The 19,339-nt window shown below is 63.9% G+C and carries 20 protein-coding genes; 8 read left to right on the top strand and 12 right to left on the bottom strand.

Translation table 11 applies throughout. The annotated features are described in order from the left end of the window. Positions 1-173: 173 nt before the first annotated feature. From FB597_RS15920 to gpmA, 6 genes are all read right to left on the bottom strand, one after another. Positions 174-575 carry a hypothetical protein gene (locus FB597_RS15920; protein WP_141917876.1) on the bottom strand — a complete coding sequence of 134 codons (402 nt, stop codon included), beginning with the start codon at positions 573-575 and terminating at the stop codon, positions 174-176. A gap of 195 nt (positions 576-770) precedes the next feature. After that, positions 771-1,175, bottom strand: a complete 405-nt coding sequence (gene dksA / locus FB597_RS15915) for an RNA polymerase-binding protein DksA (protein ID WP_141917874.1) — start codon at positions 1,173-1,175, stop codon at positions 771-773. A 657-nt stretch (positions 1,176-1,832) separates the two neighbouring features. After that, positions 1,833-2,588 carry a molybdopterin-synthase adenylyltransferase MoeB gene (locus FB597_RS15910; protein ID WP_141917872.1) on the bottom strand — a complete coding sequence of 252 codons (756 nt, stop codon included), beginning with the start codon at positions 2,586-2,588 and terminating at the stop codon, positions 1,833-1,835. Positions 2,589-2,658: 70 nt separating this feature from the next. After that, positions 2,659-4,152 (bottom strand): S41 family peptidase, encoded by a 1,494-nt coding sequence (locus tag FB597_RS15905; protein ID WP_141917869.1) that lies wholly within the window; start codon positions 4,150-4,152, stop codon positions 2,659-2,661. 3 nt (positions 4,153-4,155) lie between these two features. Beyond that, positions 4,156-5,541, bottom strand: a complete 1,386-nt coding sequence (locus FB597_RS15900) for a murein hydrolase activator EnvC (RefSeq protein ID WP_370454706.1) — start codon at positions 5,539-5,541, stop codon at positions 4,156-4,158. An 89-nt stretch (positions 5,542-5,630) separates the two neighbouring features. Then, positions 5,631-6,377 (bottom strand): 2,3-diphosphoglycerate-dependent phosphoglycerate mutase, encoded by a 747-nt coding sequence (gene gpmA / locus FB597_RS15895; RefSeq protein WP_144770044.1) that lies wholly within the window; start codon positions 6,375-6,377, stop codon positions 5,631-5,633. A gap of 177 nt (positions 6,378-6,554) precedes the next feature. Between gpmA and FB597_RS15890 the strand changes: the two genes are divergently transcribed. The 5 genes from FB597_RS15890 to FB597_RS15870 all read left to right on the top strand — a co-directional run bounded on the left by FB597_RS15890 (position 6,555) and on the right by FB597_RS15870 (position 9,399). After that, the gene (locus tag FB597_RS15890; RefSeq protein ID WP_144770043.1) at positions 6,555-6,968 is read left to right on the top strand and encodes a rhodanese-like domain-containing protein; all 414 of its coding nucleotides are present in this window, start codon (positions 6,555-6,557) and stop codon (positions 6,966-6,968) included. Beyond that, positions 6,965-7,225: a glutaredoxin 3 gene (gene grxC, locus FB597_RS15885; protein ID WP_144770042.1), complete on the top strand. Its 261-nt coding sequence runs from the start codon at positions 6,965-6,967 to the stop codon at positions 7,223-7,225. The genes FB597_RS15890 and grxC overlap by 4 nt, the downstream gene beginning before the upstream one ends. A 53-nt stretch (positions 7,226-7,278) precedes the next feature. Beyond that, positions 7,279-7,773, top strand: a complete 495-nt coding sequence (gene secB / locus FB597_RS15880; protein WP_144770041.1) for a protein-export chaperone SecB — start codon at positions 7,279-7,281, stop codon at positions 7,771-7,773. A gap of 103 nt (positions 7,774-7,876) precedes the next feature. Continuing rightward, positions 7,877-8,329, top strand: a complete 453-nt coding sequence (locus tag FB597_RS15875) for an SH3 domain-containing protein (protein ID WP_144770040.1) — start codon at positions 7,877-7,879, stop codon at positions 8,327-8,329. Positions 8,330-8,394: 65 nt separating this feature from the next. Continuing rightward, positions 8,395-9,399, top strand: coding sequence for an NAD(P)H-dependent glycerol-3-phosphate dehydrogenase (locus FB597_RS15870; RefSeq protein WP_144770039.1), 1,005 nt, complete (start codon positions 8,395-8,397; stop codon positions 9,397-9,399). A 67-nt stretch (positions 9,400-9,466) separates the two neighbouring features. On the opposite strand, the gene FB597_RS15865 is transcribed toward FB597_RS15870, so the two are convergent. The 6 genes from FB597_RS15865 to FB597_RS15840 form a co-directional block, all read right to left on the bottom strand. Further along, complete coding sequence (locus FB597_RS15865; protein WP_141917846.1) at positions 9,467-9,727, bottom strand: hypothetical protein; 261 nt, start codon at positions 9,725-9,727, stop codon at positions 9,467-9,469. A gap of 441 nt (positions 9,728-10,168) precedes the next feature. Beyond that, a complete protein-coding gene (locus tag FB597_RS15860) occupies positions 10,169-10,759 on the bottom strand; it encodes a GNAT family N-acetyltransferase (RefSeq protein ID WP_144770038.1) in 591 nt (196 codons plus the stop codon). An 88-nt stretch (positions 10,760-10,847) separates the two neighbouring features. Further along, entirely contained in the window at positions 10,848-11,498 is a 651-nt protein-coding gene (locus FB597_RS15855; protein ID WP_141917841.1) for an HAD family phosphatase, read from the bottom strand. Position 11,499: 1 nt separating this feature from the next. Then, on the bottom strand, positions 11,500-12,657 hold the full coding sequence (gene ccsB / locus FB597_RS15850; RefSeq protein WP_141917838.1) for a c-type cytochrome biogenesis protein CcsB: 1,158 nt from the start codon (positions 12,655-12,657) through the stop codon (positions 11,500-11,502). 152 nt (positions 12,658-12,809) lie between these two features. Next, complete coding sequence (locus FB597_RS15845) at positions 12,810-14,960, bottom strand: cytochrome c biogenesis protein ResB (RefSeq protein ID WP_144770037.1); 2,151 nt, start codon at positions 14,958-14,960, stop codon at positions 12,810-12,812. 378 nt (positions 14,961-15,338) lie between these two features. Further along, positions 15,339-16,001, bottom strand: a complete 663-nt coding sequence (locus FB597_RS15840) for a cytochrome c (protein WP_141917832.1) — start codon at positions 15,999-16,001, stop codon at positions 15,339-15,341. A 212-nt stretch (positions 16,002-16,213) separates the two neighbouring features. On the opposite strand from FB597_RS15840, the gene yihA reads away from it, so the two are divergent. The 3 genes from yihA to sigJ all read left to right on the top strand — a co-directional run bounded on the left by yihA (position 16,214) and on the right by sigJ (position 19,251). Next, positions 16,214-16,918 (top strand): ribosome biogenesis GTP-binding protein YihA/YsxC, encoded by a 705-nt coding sequence (gene yihA / locus FB597_RS15835; protein ID WP_144770036.1) that lies wholly within the window; start codon positions 16,214-16,216, stop codon positions 16,916-16,918. 316 nt (positions 16,919-17,234) lie between these two features. Continuing rightward, on the top strand, positions 17,235-18,260 hold the full coding sequence (gene hemB, locus FB597_RS15830) for a porphobilinogen synthase (RefSeq protein WP_144770035.1): 1,026 nt from the start codon (positions 17,235-17,237) through the stop codon (positions 18,258-18,260). A gap of 16 nt (positions 18,261-18,276) precedes the next feature. Further along, complete coding sequence (gene sigJ, locus FB597_RS15825; RefSeq protein ID WP_144770034.1) at positions 18,277-19,251, top strand: RNA polymerase sigma factor SigJ; 975 nt, start codon at positions 18,277-18,279, stop codon at positions 19,249-19,251. Positions 19,252-19,339 lie beyond the last annotated feature (88 nt).

Below are 19,339 nucleotides of genomic sequence, written 5' to 3'. Positions count from 1 at the left end.
GCGCAAGGCGCCGCCAGGGGCCGGATCAGCGGGCAGGCGGCGCCGATACGCCGGCCGTCCGGACGCGCCCATGCCGCGGCGATGCCGGGCCCGCACGGGCGGCGGCAATGCGCATGCGACCGGATCACGAAAGACAACCGGCAACGAAATGTCGAATCAACGCGGGAGGGAATTCAGCAGGGCGGGGCGCGCGAGGAGAAATGGCGGACAAAAGGCGCATCCCAGGATGCGAAGGCTTGCCACAGCGCCAGCATGCGGGCCGGCGGCAACAGCGGCGGCAGGGGAAAGTCGACATGCATGCCGGCCGACAGCGTGGCGGCGTCGTAGGCGGCGCAAGAGTGGTGCGGGTCGTCGCCGTGGGTGCTGGCATGCGGGTCGCCGGGGGCGGCCGATGAGAGTTGGCGATGGTCGTCGCCCTCATCGAACAGCGCCTCGTCAACCAGCGAGTGCACGGCGCCGCCTTGCCAGCCGGCGTGGGCGATGCCGTGCAGAAAACCCAATCCCTGCGCGAACAGCAGCGACACCACCAGCAAGGCGATGAAGGCCGAACAACGCGTGGAACGCAAGATGGGCATGGCGCTGGGATCAGGTTCGGATGCGCGTCATCTCAATCGAAGACGCGCAGCCGGAAACAGGAAAGCAAGAACAGGAAAGCAAGACGAGTGATTCAATGCGAACGATGCAGTCGGCCGACCACACCGGCGGCAAGGTCGCTGCCGGTGCGCGCCCCTTGCCGCGGCAGCAAGGGGTCAAGCCCTGCAAGGCCTGGGTCAGTCGCCGTAGAGCTTTTGCTTGAGCTCGCGGCGTTGCTGCGCTTCCAGCGACAATGTCGCGGTCGGGCGCGCCAGCAGACGGGGAATGCCGATCGGTTCGCCGGTTTCTTCGCACCAGCCGTATTCGCCGTTATCGATCGCGACGATGGACTGCTGGACTTTCTTGAGCAGCTTGCGCTCGCGATCGCGGGTACGCAGCTCGAGGGCGTGTTCTTCCTCGATGGTGGCGCGGTCGGCCGGGTCCGGCACCAGCACGGTTTCGCGCAGGTGTTCGGTGGTTTCGTCCGCATTCTTGAGCAGATCCTTTTCCAGCTGCTTGAGACGGGCCTTGAAAAAAGCAAGCTGCGCTTCGTTCATGTAGTCCTTCTCAGCCATCTTGAGGATTTGCTCCTCAGTCAGCAATGGTTGCGCTGCAGGGGTAGTTTTGGGAGTTTTAGTTGCCACTTCGCTTACTTTCAATATAGAACTCATTTCATCAATAGGCGCGAGTACGAGCGAGTCCCGTTATTGATGAAATGAGTCCTACTGGTTTTTCAACTATATCCAATGGCCCGGCCGATACCTTGCTGCCGGAACTGGTCGCTTTTGAATCCACTTCCCTTGCCGACGTTGCTTTTGCTGCCGGTGCAGGCTGCCATGGCGCAGCCTTTTTCGCGGTCAAGGATTGTACACCAACACTTCCGGATGCCAAGGGCTTTGAGCACGCTCCCGCCAGGGCGCCGCCGGGCTTGCCCGCACCTGGGATCGCGGCGGGGACAGTCGGCCCCGGCGCGCCTGTTTTGGGCGGCTTGCGGACTGGTGCGCTTTTCACGGAGCTATTCATTACTCCCCCTGTTCGGGCAAAGCGTTGGAGGCTGACTCCGCTTAAAAGTTATGGTGGTTCCGAGAGCATCAGCCTGGCCGGCTCAGCCGCAAGACCGGGCGCGCCTGAGGCGCTGCCGGGGAAATGCGGCTGGCAAACCGAGTACAGTTTATACCAGAAGATCGCAGGGAAGTGGACGCTGCCGGCGCTTGTTTGCTGCATCGCGGCAGGTTTGCCCGTGCGGCAACAAACCGGGGTCAGGCATGCCTTTTCCCGCACACCGGGCAATTGCGGTCGCGCGCCACCGAGATCGAGGTCCACTCCATCTCGCGCGCCTCCAGGATCAGCAACCGCCCGGCCAGCGAACGGCCGACTCCGGCCACCAGCTTCAGGGCCTCGGCGGCCTGCATGGCGCCGATGATGCCCACCAGCGGCGAGAACACGCCCATGACCGAGCACTGCACTTCTTCGAACTCGCGGTCGGGCGGGAACAGGCAGGCATAGCACGGCGAGGCGTCGTCGCGCGGGTCGAACACGCTGACCTGGCCGTCGAAACGGATCGCCGCGCCCGACACCAGCGGTACGCCGGCGGTAACGCAGGCGCGGTTGACGGCATGGCGGGTGGCGAAGTTGTCGCTGCAATCGAGCACCACGTCGGCTTGTTCCACCAGTTGCCGCAGGCGATCCCCTTCGGTGCGTTCGGCCAGCGCCACGACCTCGGTGTCCGGGTTGATCTGGCGCAGCGCCTCGCGGCCCGATTCGACCTTGGCCTGGCCGACGCGGCCGGTGGTGTGCATGATCTGCCGTTGCAGGTTGGTCAGGTCGACCGTATCGTTATCCACCAGCGTGATGCGGCCGATACCGGCCGAGGCCAGGTACATGGCCGCCGGCGAACCCAGGCCGCCGGCGCCGATCACCAGCGCGTGCGCGGCCAGCAGGCGCGACTGGCCTTCGATATCGATCTCATCGAGCAGGATGTGGCGCGAATAGCGCAGCAATTGTTGGTCGTTCATGGCGAAATGCGTGAAACCCCATGAAAAAAGGCCGCCCGGGAGAGCGGCCTGGCACAAAGTACCTGAATAGTTACTTGCCCGGGCTCTTGGCCGGCGGCGCCTTGCCGTCCTTGCCGTCGTCCTTGGCCGGCGAGTCTTGCTTGCCTTCTTCGTTGCGCACTTCCGGCTTGGCGCTGGACACCTTCACCGGCAAACCCTTCAGGTGGTTCAGCGCTTGCGCCAGCTGGAAATCGTCCTTGCTGCCGAAGTCCAGCGGCTTGCGCTTCTTCTCGGCGGCGATCAGGCGTTCCTCGGCTTGCTCGTCCAGCGTTTGCGCCTTGACCTCGGCCGACTTGTCGGTATCGTTGGTCAGGTGCTTGGAGAGATCGGCCTCGCGCAGGCGCAGGCCGTTCAGGCCGTCGCCGTCCGGGTATTCGTCGACCATGATGTCAGGCACGATGCCGCGCGCCTGGATCGAACGGCCGTTGGGAGTGAAGTAGCGCGCGGTGGTCAGCTTGACCGCGGTGTTCTTCTCGGGCGGCAGCGCGATCACCGATTGCACCGAGCCCTTGCCGAAGGATTGCGTGCCCATGATGGTGGCGCGCTTGTAGTCCTGCAGCGCGCCGGCCACGATCTCGGAGGCCGAGGCCGAACCGCTGTTGATCAGCACCACCATCGGCACCTTCTTGATGGCCTCCGGCAGGCGCGAGAGCGGATCGTTCAGCGGGTTGGAAGCGTAGAACTCGCGCTTGGCGTAGAAGGTCTGCTTGGAGCTGGGGATCTGGCCGTTGGTCGAGACCACCACCGAATCCTTGGGCAGGAAGGCGGCCGACACGCCGATGGCGCCCGGCAGCACGCCGCCCGGATCGTTGCGCAGGTCGAGCACGATGCCCTTCAGGTTGGGTTCCTGGGCGTAGATCGCGGCCAGCTTCTTGGCCATGTCATCGACTGTCGGTTCCTGGAACTGGGTCACGCGCAGCCAGGCGTAGCCGGGTTCGATGACCTTGGACTTGACGCTTTGCACGCGGATTTCCTGGCGCGTGATGGTCAGGATGATGGGCTTGTCTTCTTCCTTGCGGGCGATGGTCAGCGTGATCTTGGTATTGGGCTCGCCGCGCATCTTCTTGACCGCCTCGTCCAGGGTCAGGCCCTTGACCGGAGTGCTGTCCAGGCGGGTAATCAGGTCGCCCGACTTGATGCCGGCGCGAAAGGCCGGCGAATCCTCGATCGGCGAGATAACCTTGACGTAGCCGTCTTCCATCCCGACTTCGATGCCCAGGCCGACGAACTTGCCCATGGTGCCTTCGCGCAGCTCCTTGTAGGCCTTCTTGTCCAGATACGCCGAGTGCGGGTCGAGCGAGGCGACCATGCCCGAAATGGCTTCGGTCAGCAGCTTCTTGTCATCGACCGGCTCGACGTAGTCGGACTTGATCAGGCCGAACACATCGGCCATCTGGCGCAGCTCCTCCAATGGCAGCGATGCCGTTGCGTTCTTTTGCGCGATGGCATCGAACTGAATCATCGCGGTGGCGCCTGCCACCATGCCCAACCCGATCAGACTGATATTCTTGAGTTTGCTGCCCATGTGTCACCTAGTAGTTACCCACCCTTGTGGGTCGAATGCGCGGCCTTGATACCGCATTTCAAAGTATAAACCCGATTGCTCGTTGCCGCCGCTATTGCCCGCAGTGGCAATGCCTTCCCCGGCCTTGACCAGATCGCCCGCCCGCTTGAGCACCGACTGGTTATTGCCGTAGATCGTCATGTACTGGTTGCCGTGGTCGACGATGATCAGGTTGCCGAAACCGCGCAGCCAGTCGGCGAACACCACCCGCCCGGCCGCCACTGCCCTCACCTCCGAGCCTTCGGCAGCGCGGATGAACAGGCCGCGCGAGGTCGGCCCGTCGCCGCGACGGCTGCCGAACTTCGACGTCAGGTCGCCCTTGACCGGCAGGCGCAGCTGGCCGCGCAGGCTGGCGAAGGGCTTGCCGAAATTGTCCGGCTGCAGTTCCGGCAGCGTATCGTTGCGGCCCAGCGAAGCGGTCTTGGGCGGCTCGTCGTCGTCGATGGCGTCAGCCGGATCCGGCATCCTGGGCGCCGGCTTGCCGGCCTTGGCCGCTTGCGCCGCCCGCTCGGCCGCCCGCGCGCGCTGCTCCGCCAGGCGTTTCTCGCGTTCGGCCCTGGCCTTGGCCAGCTGTTCCTGGCGCCGCTTCTCGCGCGCTGCGGCCTCGGCCTTCTTCTGCTGTTCGATGATCTGCGCCAGCTTGTCGACCAGGGCCGACAGGCGCTGCTGGTCCTGCTCGATGCGCCCGGCTTCCTTGCGCTGCGTGTTCAGCTTGGTCGACAACTGCGACAGCAGCGCCGAACGCCGCGCCTTTTCCTTCTCCAGCACCTGTTTCTGCTCGTTCTCTTCCTGGGCGATTTCTTCCAGTTCGAACTTGGCGTTCTGGGTGTCGGCCTTGTTGCTGCGGATCGCCTGCAGATTGGCGCGCAGCGTTTCGATCAGCTTGGCCTGGGCTTGCGAGATGTAGCCCATGTACTGCAGTTCGCGGTTGATGCGGTTGGGATTGTCGCCCGACAGCAGCAGCTTGATGCGGTCTTCGTTGCCGGCCACATATTGCTCGCGCAGCAGCTTGGACAGTTGCGCCTGCTGCGCGTTGACCAGCGCGGTCAGCTCGTTGAGCTGGCGCACCAGTTGGGCCAGCCGGCTTTCGGTGGCCTGCTGTTCCTGCGCCAGGTCGCGCAGCGAACGGTTGGCCTTGGAAATCGCCTGTTCGGAGGCGGCCAGCGCATCGGCGGCATTGTCCTTGGCGGTCTCGGTCTGGTCGATGTCGCGCTTCAAGGCGGTCAGGCGCTGCTGCAGGTCGGCCCTTTCCTTTTCGGCGGCCTGTTTCTGCCGGGTGCGCTCGGTGATGGCCTGGGCCTGCGCGGCAGGCGTCCACGCCGCGGCACTGGCGGCCGCGACCGCCAGCAGCAGCGGCGCGGCATGCCGCCGGGCTGTCCGGAAAATCCAATGGAATGGCGTGCGCGGGACGGCGCACGTCTTACGGAAGGAACGCAGTTTTATTTCGACTTCCCTTGGTTGGCTACCGCCTTGAGCGCAGCTTCGATGGCGGACTGGTCGCCCAGATAGTAGCTCTTGATCGGCTTCAGGTCGGCGTCCAGCTCATACACCAGCGGCTGGCCATTGGGGATGTTCAGGCCGACGATGTCGTTGTCGCTGATGCCGTCGAGGTACTTGATCAGGGCGCGCAGGCTGTTGCCGTGGGCGGACACGATGATCTGCCGGCCGGCGCGGATGGCCGGGGCGATGGCATCGTTCCAGGCCGGCAGCACGCGCGCGACGGTATCCTTCAGGCATTCGGTCAGCGGGACTTGCGCGCGCGACAGGCCGGCGTAACGCGGGTCGCCAAAAGAATCGCGCTCGTCGCCCGCGGCCAGCGGATTGGGCGGCGTATCGTAGCTGCGGCGCCAGACCAGCACCTGGGCATCGCCGTACTGGGCGGCGGTCTCCGCCTTGTTCAGGCCTTGCAGGGCGCCGTAGTGGCGCTCGTTCAGGCGCCAGTCGTTCTGGACCGGCACATACATCTGGTCCATTTCGTCCAGCGTGGTCCACAGGGTGCGGATGGCGCGCTTGAGGACCGAGGTATAGGCCAGGTCGAACTGGAAGCCGGCTTCCTTCAACAGCTTGCCGGCCTGGCGGGCTTCGGCCACGCCCTTTTCGGTCAGGTCGACGTCGACCCAGCCGGTGAAGCGGTTGGCCAGGTTCCAGGTCGATTCGCCGTGGCGCATGAATACGATTTTGTACATAGTGGGCTTTTTTTGATGATGGAAAAGCTGTGCGCGGAAAGTCCGGGCTCATGGCTGCCGCGGCTTTCAGAACATGAACACGTTCCCAGGCCCTCGCGGGCCGTGAGCGTCGGATAATGCAAATCGCGAATGCTTCTATTTTATAATGCCGGGATTCAGTAAACTCATTGGACAACCGTGAAATTCATCATCGACAATATTTTCCTGATCGCTCTGGCCTTGGTCTCCGGCGGCGCCCTGCTGGTTCCTTACCTGCAGCAGCGCGGCAATAAGCTGACCTTGCTGCAAGCCACCCAGATGATCAACCAGGGCAAGACACTGGTGCTGGACGTGCGCGATGCCGACCAGTTCGCCGCCGGCCACCTGCGCGACGCCCGCAACATCCCGCTGAAGGAATTGCCGCAGCGCATTGCCGAACTGGACAAGCTCAAGGGCCGTCCGGTCATCGTGGTGTGCCAGAACGGCACCCAGGCCATGAAGGCCGAGGCCTCGCTCAAGAAAGCCGGCTTTACCGACGTCTACGGCTTGAACGGCGGCATCGCCGCCTGGGCCGGCCAGGGCCTACCGCTGACCACCAAGGACGCAAAATGAGCGCGCCGGTCGTGATGTACTGCACCGCCGTGTGCCCGTACTGCGTCATGGCCGAGCGCCTGCTTACCAACAAGGGCGTGACGCAGATCGAGAAGATCCGCGTCGACCTCGAACCTCAGCAGCGCGAGCTGATGATGCAGAAAACCGGCCGCCGCACGGTGCCCCAGATCTATATCGGAGACACCCATGTCGGCGGCTTCGACGATCTGAATGCATTGGACCGCGCCGGCAAGCTGGACCCGCTGCTGCAAGCCTGACGCCAGTGCCAGCGTACATTTTTTGAATAACCCACCGAACCTGAAAGAGATCCATGTCGGAACAGAACCAGCAAGAGCAACAGCAAGCCGTTTTCCAGATCCAGCGCGTCTACCTGAAGGACCTGTCGCTGGAACAGCCGAATTCGCCGGCCATTTTCCTGGAACAGGAAGCGCCGTCGATCGAAGTGTCGGTCGACGTCGGCGCCGAGGCGCTGGCTGAAGGCGTGTTCGAATCGACCGTGACCATTACCGTGACCGCCAAGGTCGGCGACAAGGTGGCTTTCTTGGTCGAGGGCAAGCAAGCCGGCATCTTCGAAATCCGCAACGTGCCGGCCGACCAGCTGGATCCGCTGCTGGGCATCGGCTGCCCCAACATCATCTACCCGTACCTGCGCGCCAACATCGCCGACGCCATCACCCGCGCCGGTTTCCCGCCGGTGCACCTGGCCGAGATCAACTTCGAAGTGTTCTACCAGCAACGCCTGCAGGCCCTGGCCGAGCAGCAAGGCGCCACCCTGGTCAGCAACGGCTCCACCGCCGTCAACTGACCTGCAGTCCAGCCTCGCGCTGCGCCGGCGGATCGCCCCGGCGCGCCGGGGCCGGCCAGCCGCCGCCGCGGCGCTTCCCCCCGAACCTGCGGAGACTTCATCGATGAAACGCCTGCCCCTGATCCTTTGCGCGACCGTCCTGGGCGCTGCCGCATTCGCCCCCAACGCCTTTGCGCTCGATTTCAAGTCGGTCGGCGCCTCGCCTTCCGTCATGTACGACGCCCCGTCCGAAAAGGGCCGCCGCGTCTATGTCGCGCCGCGCGGCATGCCGGTCGAGGTGGTGCTGACCTATGGCGAATGGAGCAAAGTGCGCGACGCCGCCGGCACGCTGTCGTGGATACAGTCCAAGGCCCTGACGCCCAAGCGCATGCTGGTGGTTTCCGCCGCCAACGCACGCATCTTCAATGCGGCCGACGAGGGCAGCCCGGTCGTGTTTACCGCCGACAGGAACGTGCTGCTGGAAATGGTCGAGAGCCCCAACAATGGCTGGGTCAAGGTTCGCCACCGCGACGGCCAGACCGGCTTTGCCAGGGTCGCCGACGTCTGGGGCGACTGAATCTCCCCGATCCGCCAATCCGGGGATCGCCCGCTTAGAACCTGTTTACGCTCTCACGCCCCCTAATGAAAATCACCATCCTCGGCGCCGGCGCATGGGGTACCGCGCTGGCCATCACCTTGGCGCGCAAGCACGACGTCATGCTCTGGGGGCGCACCCCCCAGGCCATGGAAGAAGCCGGCCGGCAACGCGAGAACCGGCGTTACCTGCCGGGCTTCCCGCTGCCCGATGAATTGACCGTCACGGCCGATTTCAGCGCCGCCGTACGCCACGTCTGCGGCGAACCGCAGACCTCGCTGCTGATCGTCGCCTCTTCGGTAGCGGGCTTGCGCGGTTTGGCCGGGCAATTGCGCGGCCATCCCATTCCCAACCTGGTCTGGCTGTGCAAGGGCCTGGAAGAAGACACCCGGCTGTTGCCGCACCAGATCGTGCAGCAGGTGCTGGGACCGGCCATCCCGGCCGGCGCACTGTCGGGCCCTTCCTTCGCCCAGGAGGTCGCGCGCGGGCTGCCTTGCGCACTGACCATCGCCGGCGCCGATGGCGCACTGTGCGAACGCGTCGTCACCGCCGTGCATGGCGGCAACATCCGCATCTATTCGAGCGACGACTTGATCGGGGTGGAAATCGGCGGCGCGGTGAAGAATATCCTGGCCATTGCCACCGGCGTGGCCGACGGCCTGCAACTGGGCCTGAATGCGCGCGCCGCGCTGATCACCCGCGGGCTGGCCGAAATCACCCGGCTAGGCGTGGCGCTGGGCGGCCGGCCCGAGACGTTCATGGGCCTGTCCGGCGTGGGCGACCTCATCCTGACCTGCACCGGCGACCTCTCGCGCAACCGGCGCGTAGGCCTGGGCCTGGCGCAAAACAAGAAACTCGAGGATATCGTGACCGAACTGGGGCACGTGGCCGAAGGGGTGCGCTGCGCCAAGGCGGTACGCGAACTGGCGCAGGAAAAAGGCGTCGACATGCCGATCACCAACGCGGTGGCGGCGGCCTTGTTCGATGGGGTGTCGGTGCAGGAAATGGTAGCGCGCCTGCTGTCGCGGGATCCGCGCGAAGAAACTCTGTGAGCCTCCGGGTCCGGCCTTGCTTCGGCCGGACATCTCCGCTCCCGCGACAGCGCGGGGCATCACGACATCATCGGGCGATGATGTCGCTTTCCATCTTGGGGCGCTTGAAGCGCTGCGGCGAGCCGCCCTCGACGATATCGTCCATCTGCTTGGAGATCTTGTCATAGGCCGATGAGCAATCATCGTCATGATGCGGCGCTTCGCCGGCCCCCTTGAAGCGCTTGCCGAAGCGGGACGGGCGGGACTCACCGTTGGTCACGTATTGCTGGGCCGCGCGGCCGGCATGGTTGTTACTGGCGTTGGTCTTGTTGCGTTGTATGGCTTGCATCGTATTTCCTCTTACGTCGCTTGACGCTCAACGTTCCCCGGTTGACGTTCCGGAGAACCGGCAACGGCCCGGAGGAATGTTTGCTCTCCGACAACCGTTCCAGATACATAAGCGCCCATGACAGGCGCTTGAACTATGTAACGTCCCAAGCGCGATTTGGAATACGTAAAAGTCAGTATTTTGTCAGCCAATTTTCATTTATTTTTGGGCAGCATTTTCATGATGCTTTGCAATATTGATTCAAGTGATTGAAAACAATAGGTTTTTCCTTGCCCAACAAAAGGGTGATTGTGCACTTTCCCGGGGCGGTGCAAAGATGAAACAACTGTTTCTAAACGTATCGATCCGGCGCGTGGAATACGAAACGCTGTCGCCAAGGCAAGAAAATTCCATGAAGGCAATTTTCCCGGAACAGGGGGGAATTACCGGGAGGAAAAGGTTTCAGGCCTCCACCGGCGCCGGCACGCCGAGATCGGCCGGCACCAGTGAAAACACCTTGGCGTCGCGCGGTTCGCCATGGAACACCAGGCGGTTGCGCGCCAGGCACTCCAGCGTGGCGCCGGTTTTTTCGGCCACGCGCTGGCTGCGCAGGTTGCCGGCCTGGGCCACGATCTCCAGCCGGGTCAGGCCGGTCTTGCCGAACGCGAAAGCGGCCGCCGCGCGCGCGGCTGTCACGGCAATGCCGCGGCCGGTGTAGCCGTCGCGCACCCAGTAACCCAGGTTGGCCAGCTGGTTAAGCTGGCTGATCTGGTTGATCGCCACGGAACCCACCACCAGGCCGGAAACGCGCTCGATGACGTTGAAGTCATACGCAGCGCGCATCTCCCATTGTTCGATACTGCGCTGCAGGAACTGCCGGGCATCGGCCAGCGCGTAATCGAGCGTGCACCAGGCTTCCCATTCGCTGATGGCGCGCACCGATTGGCGGATCGCGTCGTAGAGCGCCGGCGCTTCCCGCAAACCCAGCGGGCGCACCTCGATGTCACGGTCGCAGTAAATGATTTGCCGGTCGCGGTCTAGATGGTGGTTCATGCTCGGTCGCTGGCTCGGGAAAAGCGCAACATGGGGCCTGTTGCGCATACATTCGAGGACGTTTCATCGGCGCTGCAGCGCATCGCCGTCAGGATGCCAGATGCGGATGCAGTTCGGCCAGCCGGGTAATGACCGATACCTCCTTGGGCATCTCGGGATGCACGCCATGCTCCTGCAGCGCGATCACCTTCATGCCGGCCGCGATGCCGGCCTTGATGCCGGGCAGGCTGTCTTCCACCACCGCGCAGCGCGCCGGCGCCACGCCCAGGCTGCTGGCGGCGAACAGGAACAACGCCGGGTCGGGCTTCCAGCGCTGCACATCGTAGGCGCTGAAGATGCGGCCGGCGAAATACGGCAACAAGCCGGTCACGCGCAGGCACAGCTCGATCTTGGGATGCGGCGCGTTGGAGGCCAGCGCATAGGGAATCGACAGCGCCTGCACCATCTCCAGCGCGCCATTGATCGGCTGCAGTCGCTGTTCCAGCATGCCGGCCATCATGTCGCGCAATTCCTGTTCGAAAACGGCCGGCAACGGCGCGCCGCGCAACTCCTCGATGCGCGCCACGCACAGCTTCATGCTCACCCCGCGGAACTGCGCCAGCGCCTCCCGGGCCGTGAGGTCGACGCCGTAGCGGGCGACATATTCGGACCAGGCTTCGGCAGCGACCACTTCACTGTCAACCAGGGTTCCGTCGCAATCGAAGATGACCAGGTCGATCGCGTTGCCGGGATCCTTCATGTCAAAGCTCTCCGTAAGAATGCAGGCCGGAGAGGAACATGTTCACGCCCAGGAAGGCGAAGGTCGTCACCAGCAAACCGACCAGCGCCCACCATGCCGCCACCCGGCCGCGCAGGCCCTTCATCAGCCGCATGTGCAGCCAGGCCGCGTAGTTGAGCCAGACGATCAGCGCCCAGGTTTCCTTCGGGTCCCACGACCAGTAGCCGCCCCAGGCTTCGGCCGCCCACAGGGCGCCGAGGATGGTGGCGATGGTAAAGAAGGCGAAGCCGACCGCGATCGCCTTGTACATCACGTCGTCCAGCACTTCCAGCGACGGCAGGCGATCTGCCAGGATGCCCTTGGACTTGAACAGGTAGGCCACCGCCACCATGGCCGCCAGCGCGAAGGTGCCGTAGCCGATGAAGTTGGCCGGCACGTGGATCTTCATCCACCAGCTCTGCAACGCCGGCACCAGCGGCTGGATCTCGGCCGCATCGCGCGACACGGTGTACCACATCAGGAAGCCGACCGCCGCCGAGATCACCGTCAGCACGAAGGCGCCCAGCTGGCGGGTGGCATAGCGCTCTTCGTAATACAGGTAGAACAGCGCCGTGATCATGCAGAACAGGATGAACACTTCATACAGGTTGGAGATGGGAATGTGGCCGACGTCGGGGCCGATCAGGTAGGACTCGTACCAGCGCACCATCATGCCGGTAAATCCCAGCACCACCGCCGCCCAGCACAGCTTGGAGCCGAGCGCCGCGCCGGTGCCGGCGCGCGTGGCCAGCCCGCCCCAGTAGAACAGCGTGGACAGGGCGAACAGCGCGCTCATCCAGAGGATGGCCGACTGGCTGGAGAGCATGTACTTGAGGAAGAATTTCTTCTCCGCCATGTCCAGCGAGCCGCCGTACATGCCGATGGCGCCCAGCGACAGCAGCGCCAGCAGGGGGATCAGCCAGCGCACCTGTTTCCAGTGCCAGCCCAGCCAGGCGAAGGTCGGTGCGGCCAGCAGCAGCACCGCCTTCTCGTAGTAATCCATATAGCTGCCGAAACGCATGAGCGCATACAGCGAGCCGGCCACCAGCGCGGCGGCGTAAATCCAGTCCACCGCACTCAGGCGGCGAAAGAAGCCCTGTTCCTGGGGGTAGCCTGGGGTGGTTGCTTCTGTCAGTTCCATTCCGATCTCCACTGCATTCCTGCGGCCATGCTAGCGGCGGCGCCGCCCAGCGTTTATATGTGCAGGATGATAACCGCCATATTCCGGCGGCACGGTCTCCGTCATGTCATGAACCGGCTTATTGTCTACGCCAGCGCCGGCTTTGTGCAACGTCAGGAGGCAGAATCGGCGGCCGGCGCGAGCCCCGCTTTCATCTGCTCGAATTCCTTTTCAAAATCCAGCGTCTTGCGCTGGGTGCTCATGGCCAGCAGCGCATGGCTGCCCCGGCCGCCCTCTTGCGGCTTGATCCAGATCCACAGGCGGCGTTCGCGGATATACAGCATCGCGAACACGCCCAGCACCAGCAACAGGCAGCCCAGGTAGACCACCTTCTTGCCCGGCGAGCGCGTCACCTGCAGCACCGACGCCTTGATTTCCTCGAAGCCGGAAAGCTGCAGGAACACCGGCGCCGGATAGAAAGCCGCGTCGGCCAGCGCGTTGATCGCCAGTTGCAGATAGCGGCCATGCGCCTCGTCGCTGGCGACCGGGGCCAAGCCATCCTTGGCCCGCGCGGCTTGCCACAGTTCCCACATGCTGCCATTGAGGATCTTCATGAAGATATCGGCGGCCTTCTCCTGCTCGGCGGCCGGCAGCTTTTCCAGGAACCGGGTGACGGCGATGAAACCCGAGGTCTTGCCATCGCCGGCGAAGATATCCAGCCCGCGCTGGGCCGATTGCTGCAGTTGCTCGCGCAGCGCGGCCGGGGTATCGCGGCCGCCGGAAATGGCCTGGCGGGCGTAGCGGCGCGCCGCTTCTTCACGCAATGCCGGATTGGCCAGCGCAGCGCGCAGGCGCATCCATTCAACCACGCTGTCGTTGTCGTCGGCCGGGATGCGCAGGTAGCGGAACGGCTGGTCGGGCTGCTCGCGCATGCCGGCTAGGAACACGTAGGCGCCGTCGATCTGCATCGATTGCATGTAGTTGAAGTACTCGCGCGCCTGGCCGGTCTTGTCGCGCAGCTTGTACTGGATGCTGGGGCCGACGTTCTTGAAATCCTTGTTGTTGGCATTCTTGGCGCCGGAGCCGAGATGCTTGTCGAGGCTGCCCATGAAGCCCTGGTTCACCGTCTTGCCGATGTTGACCGCGCGCGCATCGCCGCCGGCAGCGCCGCCCGCGCCGTTGCCGGCGCTGTTCATGTTTTCCACGTTGAAGGGGCGAAAGCCGGTCCACTCCACGGTGTAGTCTCCGGCCGCCTGGGCCAGCGGCGTGCTGCCGTTGACTTCGCCGGCGAAGTCGAAGCGGTTGTTCTCGGCGCCGCGCATCGGGTAGCCGACCAGCTTGAGCCTGGTGCCGCCATCCTCGAAGCTGGATTGGTAGATCGCCACGTTCTTGTAGATCAGCGGTTCGTTGACCTTGATGGTGGCGGCGATCTCGTGGCCGGTCTCATGGTCGCGCACCACCACTTCGCTGGCGAACAGCTTGGGCATGCCGGTGGAATAGAAATCGATGATGAAACGCTTGAGCTGGATGGTGAAGGGCAGGTCCTGGATCATCACGCCGTCCTGCTGGGGGATGATCGCCGTACTGCTGCTGGCGCCCTCGGGAATGAGCGTGTTGCCGCGGAAGGTCGGGTTGCCGATGCCCAGGCGGTAGCGCTCCGGGATCTGCGAGATGATGCCGTTGCCGGAGAAGGCCTGCTTGCCGTAGAACCACTGCTGGAAACGGATCGGCAAGTCGGAGTCGAGCAGGCCGCCCAGGCAGATGATGACGATGGCCGCGTGCGCGAAGATATAGCCCCATTTGTTGGCCGCACCCTGCTTGGCGGCCAGGAGCGTGCCGCCATCCTTGTCGACCAGCTTGACCTTGTAGCCGCGCGCGCCGACTTGCCGGGCCAGGCGCGCGGCGGCCTGCGCCGGCTGTTCGGCGCTGCGCCATTCGGCCTTGTGGTGGAAGTTGCGCAGCGACTGCTCGCGCACGTTGTCGCGCCAGCTCTTGACGTCGCGCAGCATCTTGGGCGCATTGCGCGCGATGCACAGCGAGGTCGACAGCACCAGGAAGCCCATGATCAGCAGGAACCACCAGGCCGAATACACCGCATACAGGCCCAGCTTGTTGAAGACCTCGAACCAGAACGGCCCGAACTGGTTGACGTAGTTCGGCATCGGCTCGTTCTGCTTCATCACGGTGCCGATCACCGAGGCGACCGCGATCAACGTCAGCAAGCTGATCGCAAAGCGCATCGATGACACCAGTTCGACCGCATCGCTGACCCAGCGCTGCCTGGTCCTGATCAAAATCCCTTCGGTACTGCTGCCCGTCGTCATATTCCTGCCTTACCGGATCCGGCTTGCCGGTCCCGCATCCATTTCAATTGCCTTGCCGGACAGCAAAGCATCGCCAACCCCGGATTCTACCGCTCCCGGTGAAACTCCGTGATACGTACCGGCGCAGCACCGGTATCTGAGACCGCATATCTGGCGCAGCCTGCACCCCGGGAAATGCGAACCTGCCGGACCGGAAGACATCCTCCGCACGCCGCTTCCGGATGCGCCAGTCCTTCCGGGGCCGCGCATGGCCACATGGCGATGCGAGCCCGGGGAACACGCCGGCGCTACGTCAAACCCGATCCAGCCCGTGCACAAAAAAAGAGGCGGCACGCGGGCCGCCTCTTTGGTACCGGATCGCCAACAGGGTCTTGATTCTTATTTGAGGCCGGCGATGTAATCCGCCACGGCCTTGATTTCCTTGTCCGACAAACGTTCGGCGATGGCCGTCATCTGCGGGCTGTTGTTGCGGCTGCCGCCGCGGAAATTGGTCAGCTCCGCCACCGTGTAATCCTGATGCTGGCCTGCCAGGCGCGGATACTGGGCCGGAATGCCGGCGCCGTTCGGGCTGTGGCAACCGGCGCAGGCAGGCACGTTCTTGGAGGCGATGCCGCCGCGCCAGATGTGCTTGCCGAGCTCGAGCGTATCCTTGTTTTTGGCCGCGCCCGGCTTGGGCGACTGCGCTGCCAGGTAGGCTGCGACATTCTTGATGTCCTCGTCGGACAAGGCCTTGGCCAGCGGCGACATCACCGGGTTGTTGCGCTCCGGCGTGCGGAAATTCATCAGCTGCTTGGCGATGTAGGCTTCATGCTGGCCGGCCAGCTTGGGGTTTTGCGTGATGGTCGAATTGCCGGCTGCGCCGTGGCAGGAGACGCAAGCCACGATATTGCGGGCATTGTCGCCATTGGTATAAAGCGCTTCACCTTTGGCCGGATCGGCCTTGACGACTGCTTTCTTTTCTTCGGCTGCATATGCCTGGGAAGAAACTGCCAGCAATGCAACAAACACGGTCTGCAACACTCGGGAAAAGGCACGGTTCATTCGTCACCCTAATTTACTTATTGTGGTTGTGAAATTCAGAGATTCTGCCCGTCTGGCGGCTAGCGGCCCCCATACCCAATGCCGGTCTTTTGACCTGTCTCCGATGGCCGCCATTTTTTTGTTTGCTTGACGTCAACACGGCAATAGGTAGCGCCCCATTGTACAATAGCTTCTCTGCATTTTTGCCCCTCTTTCGGATTTCTGCCCCACCTATGTCGCAACTTTGGCAAGCCCGCTTTTTCACCACCGTCAATCATTTGCGGGATCTGCCCAAGACCGATGTGCCGGAAGTGGCCTTCGCCGGCCGCTCCAACGCAGGCAAATCCACCGCCATCAATGTGCTGTGCAACCAGAAACGCCTGGCCTTCGCGTCCAAGACGCCGGGCCGCACCCAGCATATCAATTACTTTTCCATCGGCGGCGCCCACGTCGGCCAGCATCGCCATGACGAAGTGCGCGCCGACGAGATCCGCGCCATGCTGGTCGACCTGCCCGGCTACGGCTACGCCGAGGTTTCCGGCTCGGCCAAGCACCATTGGCAAGCGTTGCTGGGCGACTATGTGCGCCAGCGCCAGCAACTGGCCGCGCTGGTGATGATCGTCGACTCGCGCCGCCCCTTCACCGACCTCGATATCCAGATGATCGAGTGGTTCGCGCCGACCGGCAAGCCCATCCATTGCATTCTCAGCAAGGCCGACAAGCTCAACCGCAACGACGCCACCAATGCCTTGCGCCAGGCCCAGACCTACCTGTCCAGCTATGTCGATGCGAATGGCGACCCGTTCCCGTTCACGGCCCAGTTGTTCTCGGCGCTCAAGCGTACCGGCCTGGATGAAGCCAATGACCGGATCCTGCAACTGGCAGGATTGGCCGGCGCCGACGAGCAGGGCGAAGAGATCCCCCCGGCTGCGGAATAAGCCCGGGAACGTGGCGAAAAACAGGAAGCAAGAGACGGAAGAGACGAAACACAGGCAGGCCATCGGCCATAAAAAAAAGCCTTGGAGAAAGGGGAACAATCTCCAAGGCCCAACGCCTTTCGCTTGCGCGATCGGCCCCGCTCAGGGAGGGAAGGGGAAGCGGGAGGCAACGAATTGCCTGCACATAGGATTGGGCGCTCCATGGGAAGTTTCGAAACTCCCATCGAGAGCCTCAATTTTCAGAACATAGCGACATTTACCTAGAAATTATTCCAAGTTGACGTGAGTTAGAAGCACATTGAACGGAAAGAAAGCCATGCCAGTTTCCACCACCCCTCTGCAAACTACCGCCGCCTACCCCGCCCTGCGCATGCGCCGCATGCGCCGCGACGCCTTCTCGCGCGCCCTGATGGCCGAGAATGTCATCACCGCCGCCGACCTGATCTATCCGGTGTTCGTCCAGGAAGGCCAGAAGCTGCGTACGCCCGTGCCTTCGCTGCCGGGCGTGGAGCGCCTGTCGCTCGATACGCTGCTGCCGGTGGCCGAAGAATGCGTGAAGCTGGGCGTGCCGGTGCTGGCGCTGTTCCCGGCGATCGATCCCGCGCTGAAGACCCCCGACGGCATCGAAGCCACCAACCCGGACGGCCTGATCCCGCGCGTGGTGCGCGCGCTCAAGGAACGCTTCCCCGAACTGGGCGTGCTGTGCGACGTCGCGCTGGACCCCTACACCAGCCACGGCCAGGACGGCGTGCTCAACGAGAGCGGCTACATCCTCAACGACGAGACCATCGCCCTGCTGGTCAGGCAAGCGCAAACCCAGGCCGATGCCGGCGTCGATATCGTTGCGCCATCCGACATGATGGACGGCCGCATCGGCGCCATCCGCGCCATGCTGGAAGAGCGCGGCCACATCTACACCCGCATCATGGCGTACTCGGCCAAGTACGCCTCGGCCTTCTACGGCCCTTTCCGCGACGCGGTCGGCTCGGCCGCCAACCTCGGCAAGGGCAGCAAGGCCACCTACCAGATGGACCCGGCCAACAGCGACGAAGCGCTGCGCGAAGTGGCGCTGGATTTGCAGGAAGGCGCCGACATGGTGATGGTCAAGCCCGGCATGCCTTACCTGGACATCGTGCGCCGCGTGAAGGACGAGTTCAAGGTGCCGACCTTCGCCTACCAGGTCAGCGGCGAATACGCCATGATCAAGGCCGCCGCCCAGAACGGCTGGCTCGACCATGACAAGACCATGATGGAAGCCATGATGGCCTTCAAGCGCGCCGGCGCCGACGGCGTGCTGACCTACTTCGCGCTGGATATCGCGCGCAAGCTCAAGCAGGCCTGATCCGCCCCGGCCAGCCATGGGCGCCAGCGCCGACACCGATATCTTCACCCGCCATCGGCCGCGCCTGTTCGGCGTGGCCTATCGCATGCTGGGCTCGCGCAGCGACGCCGACGACGTCTTGCAGGACGCCTGGCTGCGCTGGCATGGGCAAGACACGGCGACGCTGGCATCGGCCGAGGCCTGGCTGGTCACGGTGGTCACACGGCTGTGCATCGACCGCCTGCGCCAGGCCCGGCAGGAACGCCTGTCCTACGTCGGCCACTGGCTGCCGGAACCGCTGGTCGACCTGGCCGACGCCGCGCCCGAGATCGACCTGTTCGGCAGCGCCATGCTGGCGCCTTCGCCCGAGGCGCTGCTGGAGCAGCACAGCGACGTTTCCTTCGCCTACCTGCTGCTGCTCGAACGCCTGAACCCGGAAGAGCGCGCCGCCTTCCTGCTGCGCGAAGTGTTCGACAACGACTATCCCGACATCGCCGCCATCCTGCAAAAAAGCGAAGCCAATTGCCGCCAGTTGGTGCATCGCGCGCGCGAGCGGCTGGCCCGGCACGAAGATACCGGCCAGCGCGGCGGCGCCCCGCGCAAGCCGTTGCGCGCCGCCTCCAGCCCCATCTCCCGTGCCGCGCATGAAACCCTGCTGCAGAAATTCATGCAGGCGGTGCAAAGCGGCGAGCGCGAGGCCATGCTGGGTCTGCTGGCGGAAGACGCGCGCCTGATCGGCGACGGCGGCGGCAAGGTGTCCTCGTTCCCGCATCCGCTGTTCTCCGGCGCGCGCATTTCCTGGCTGTACTACGCCAATATCCGCCGCTTCGGCGCGCGCATCGCCTATCGCCCGGCCTGGATCAACGGCGGCCCGGGCTTGCTGCGTTATGTGGATGGCCAGCTGGAGTCGGCCCAGGTGCTGGAGACCGACAACGGCCTCATCCGCGAAATCTACGTGGTGCGCAATCCGGACAAGCTGGCGGCGATCGCGCGCCAGACCCTGGCCGCCTGAAAAAATCTTTTTCCGCTTTTTCAAAAAAACTGTCACAAGCCGACATGGCGCTCCGTCTTATGGATGAACGCCGGCGATTTGCGCCGGC

Origin of the sequence: Herbaspirillum sp. SJZ099, from assembly GCF_007828355.1 — a bacterium.
Classification (GTDB): Bacteria; Pseudomonadota; Gammaproteobacteria; order Burkholderiales; family Burkholderiaceae_D; genus Herbaspirillum.
This window is presented reverse-complemented; position numbering and strand designations above follow the sequence as displayed.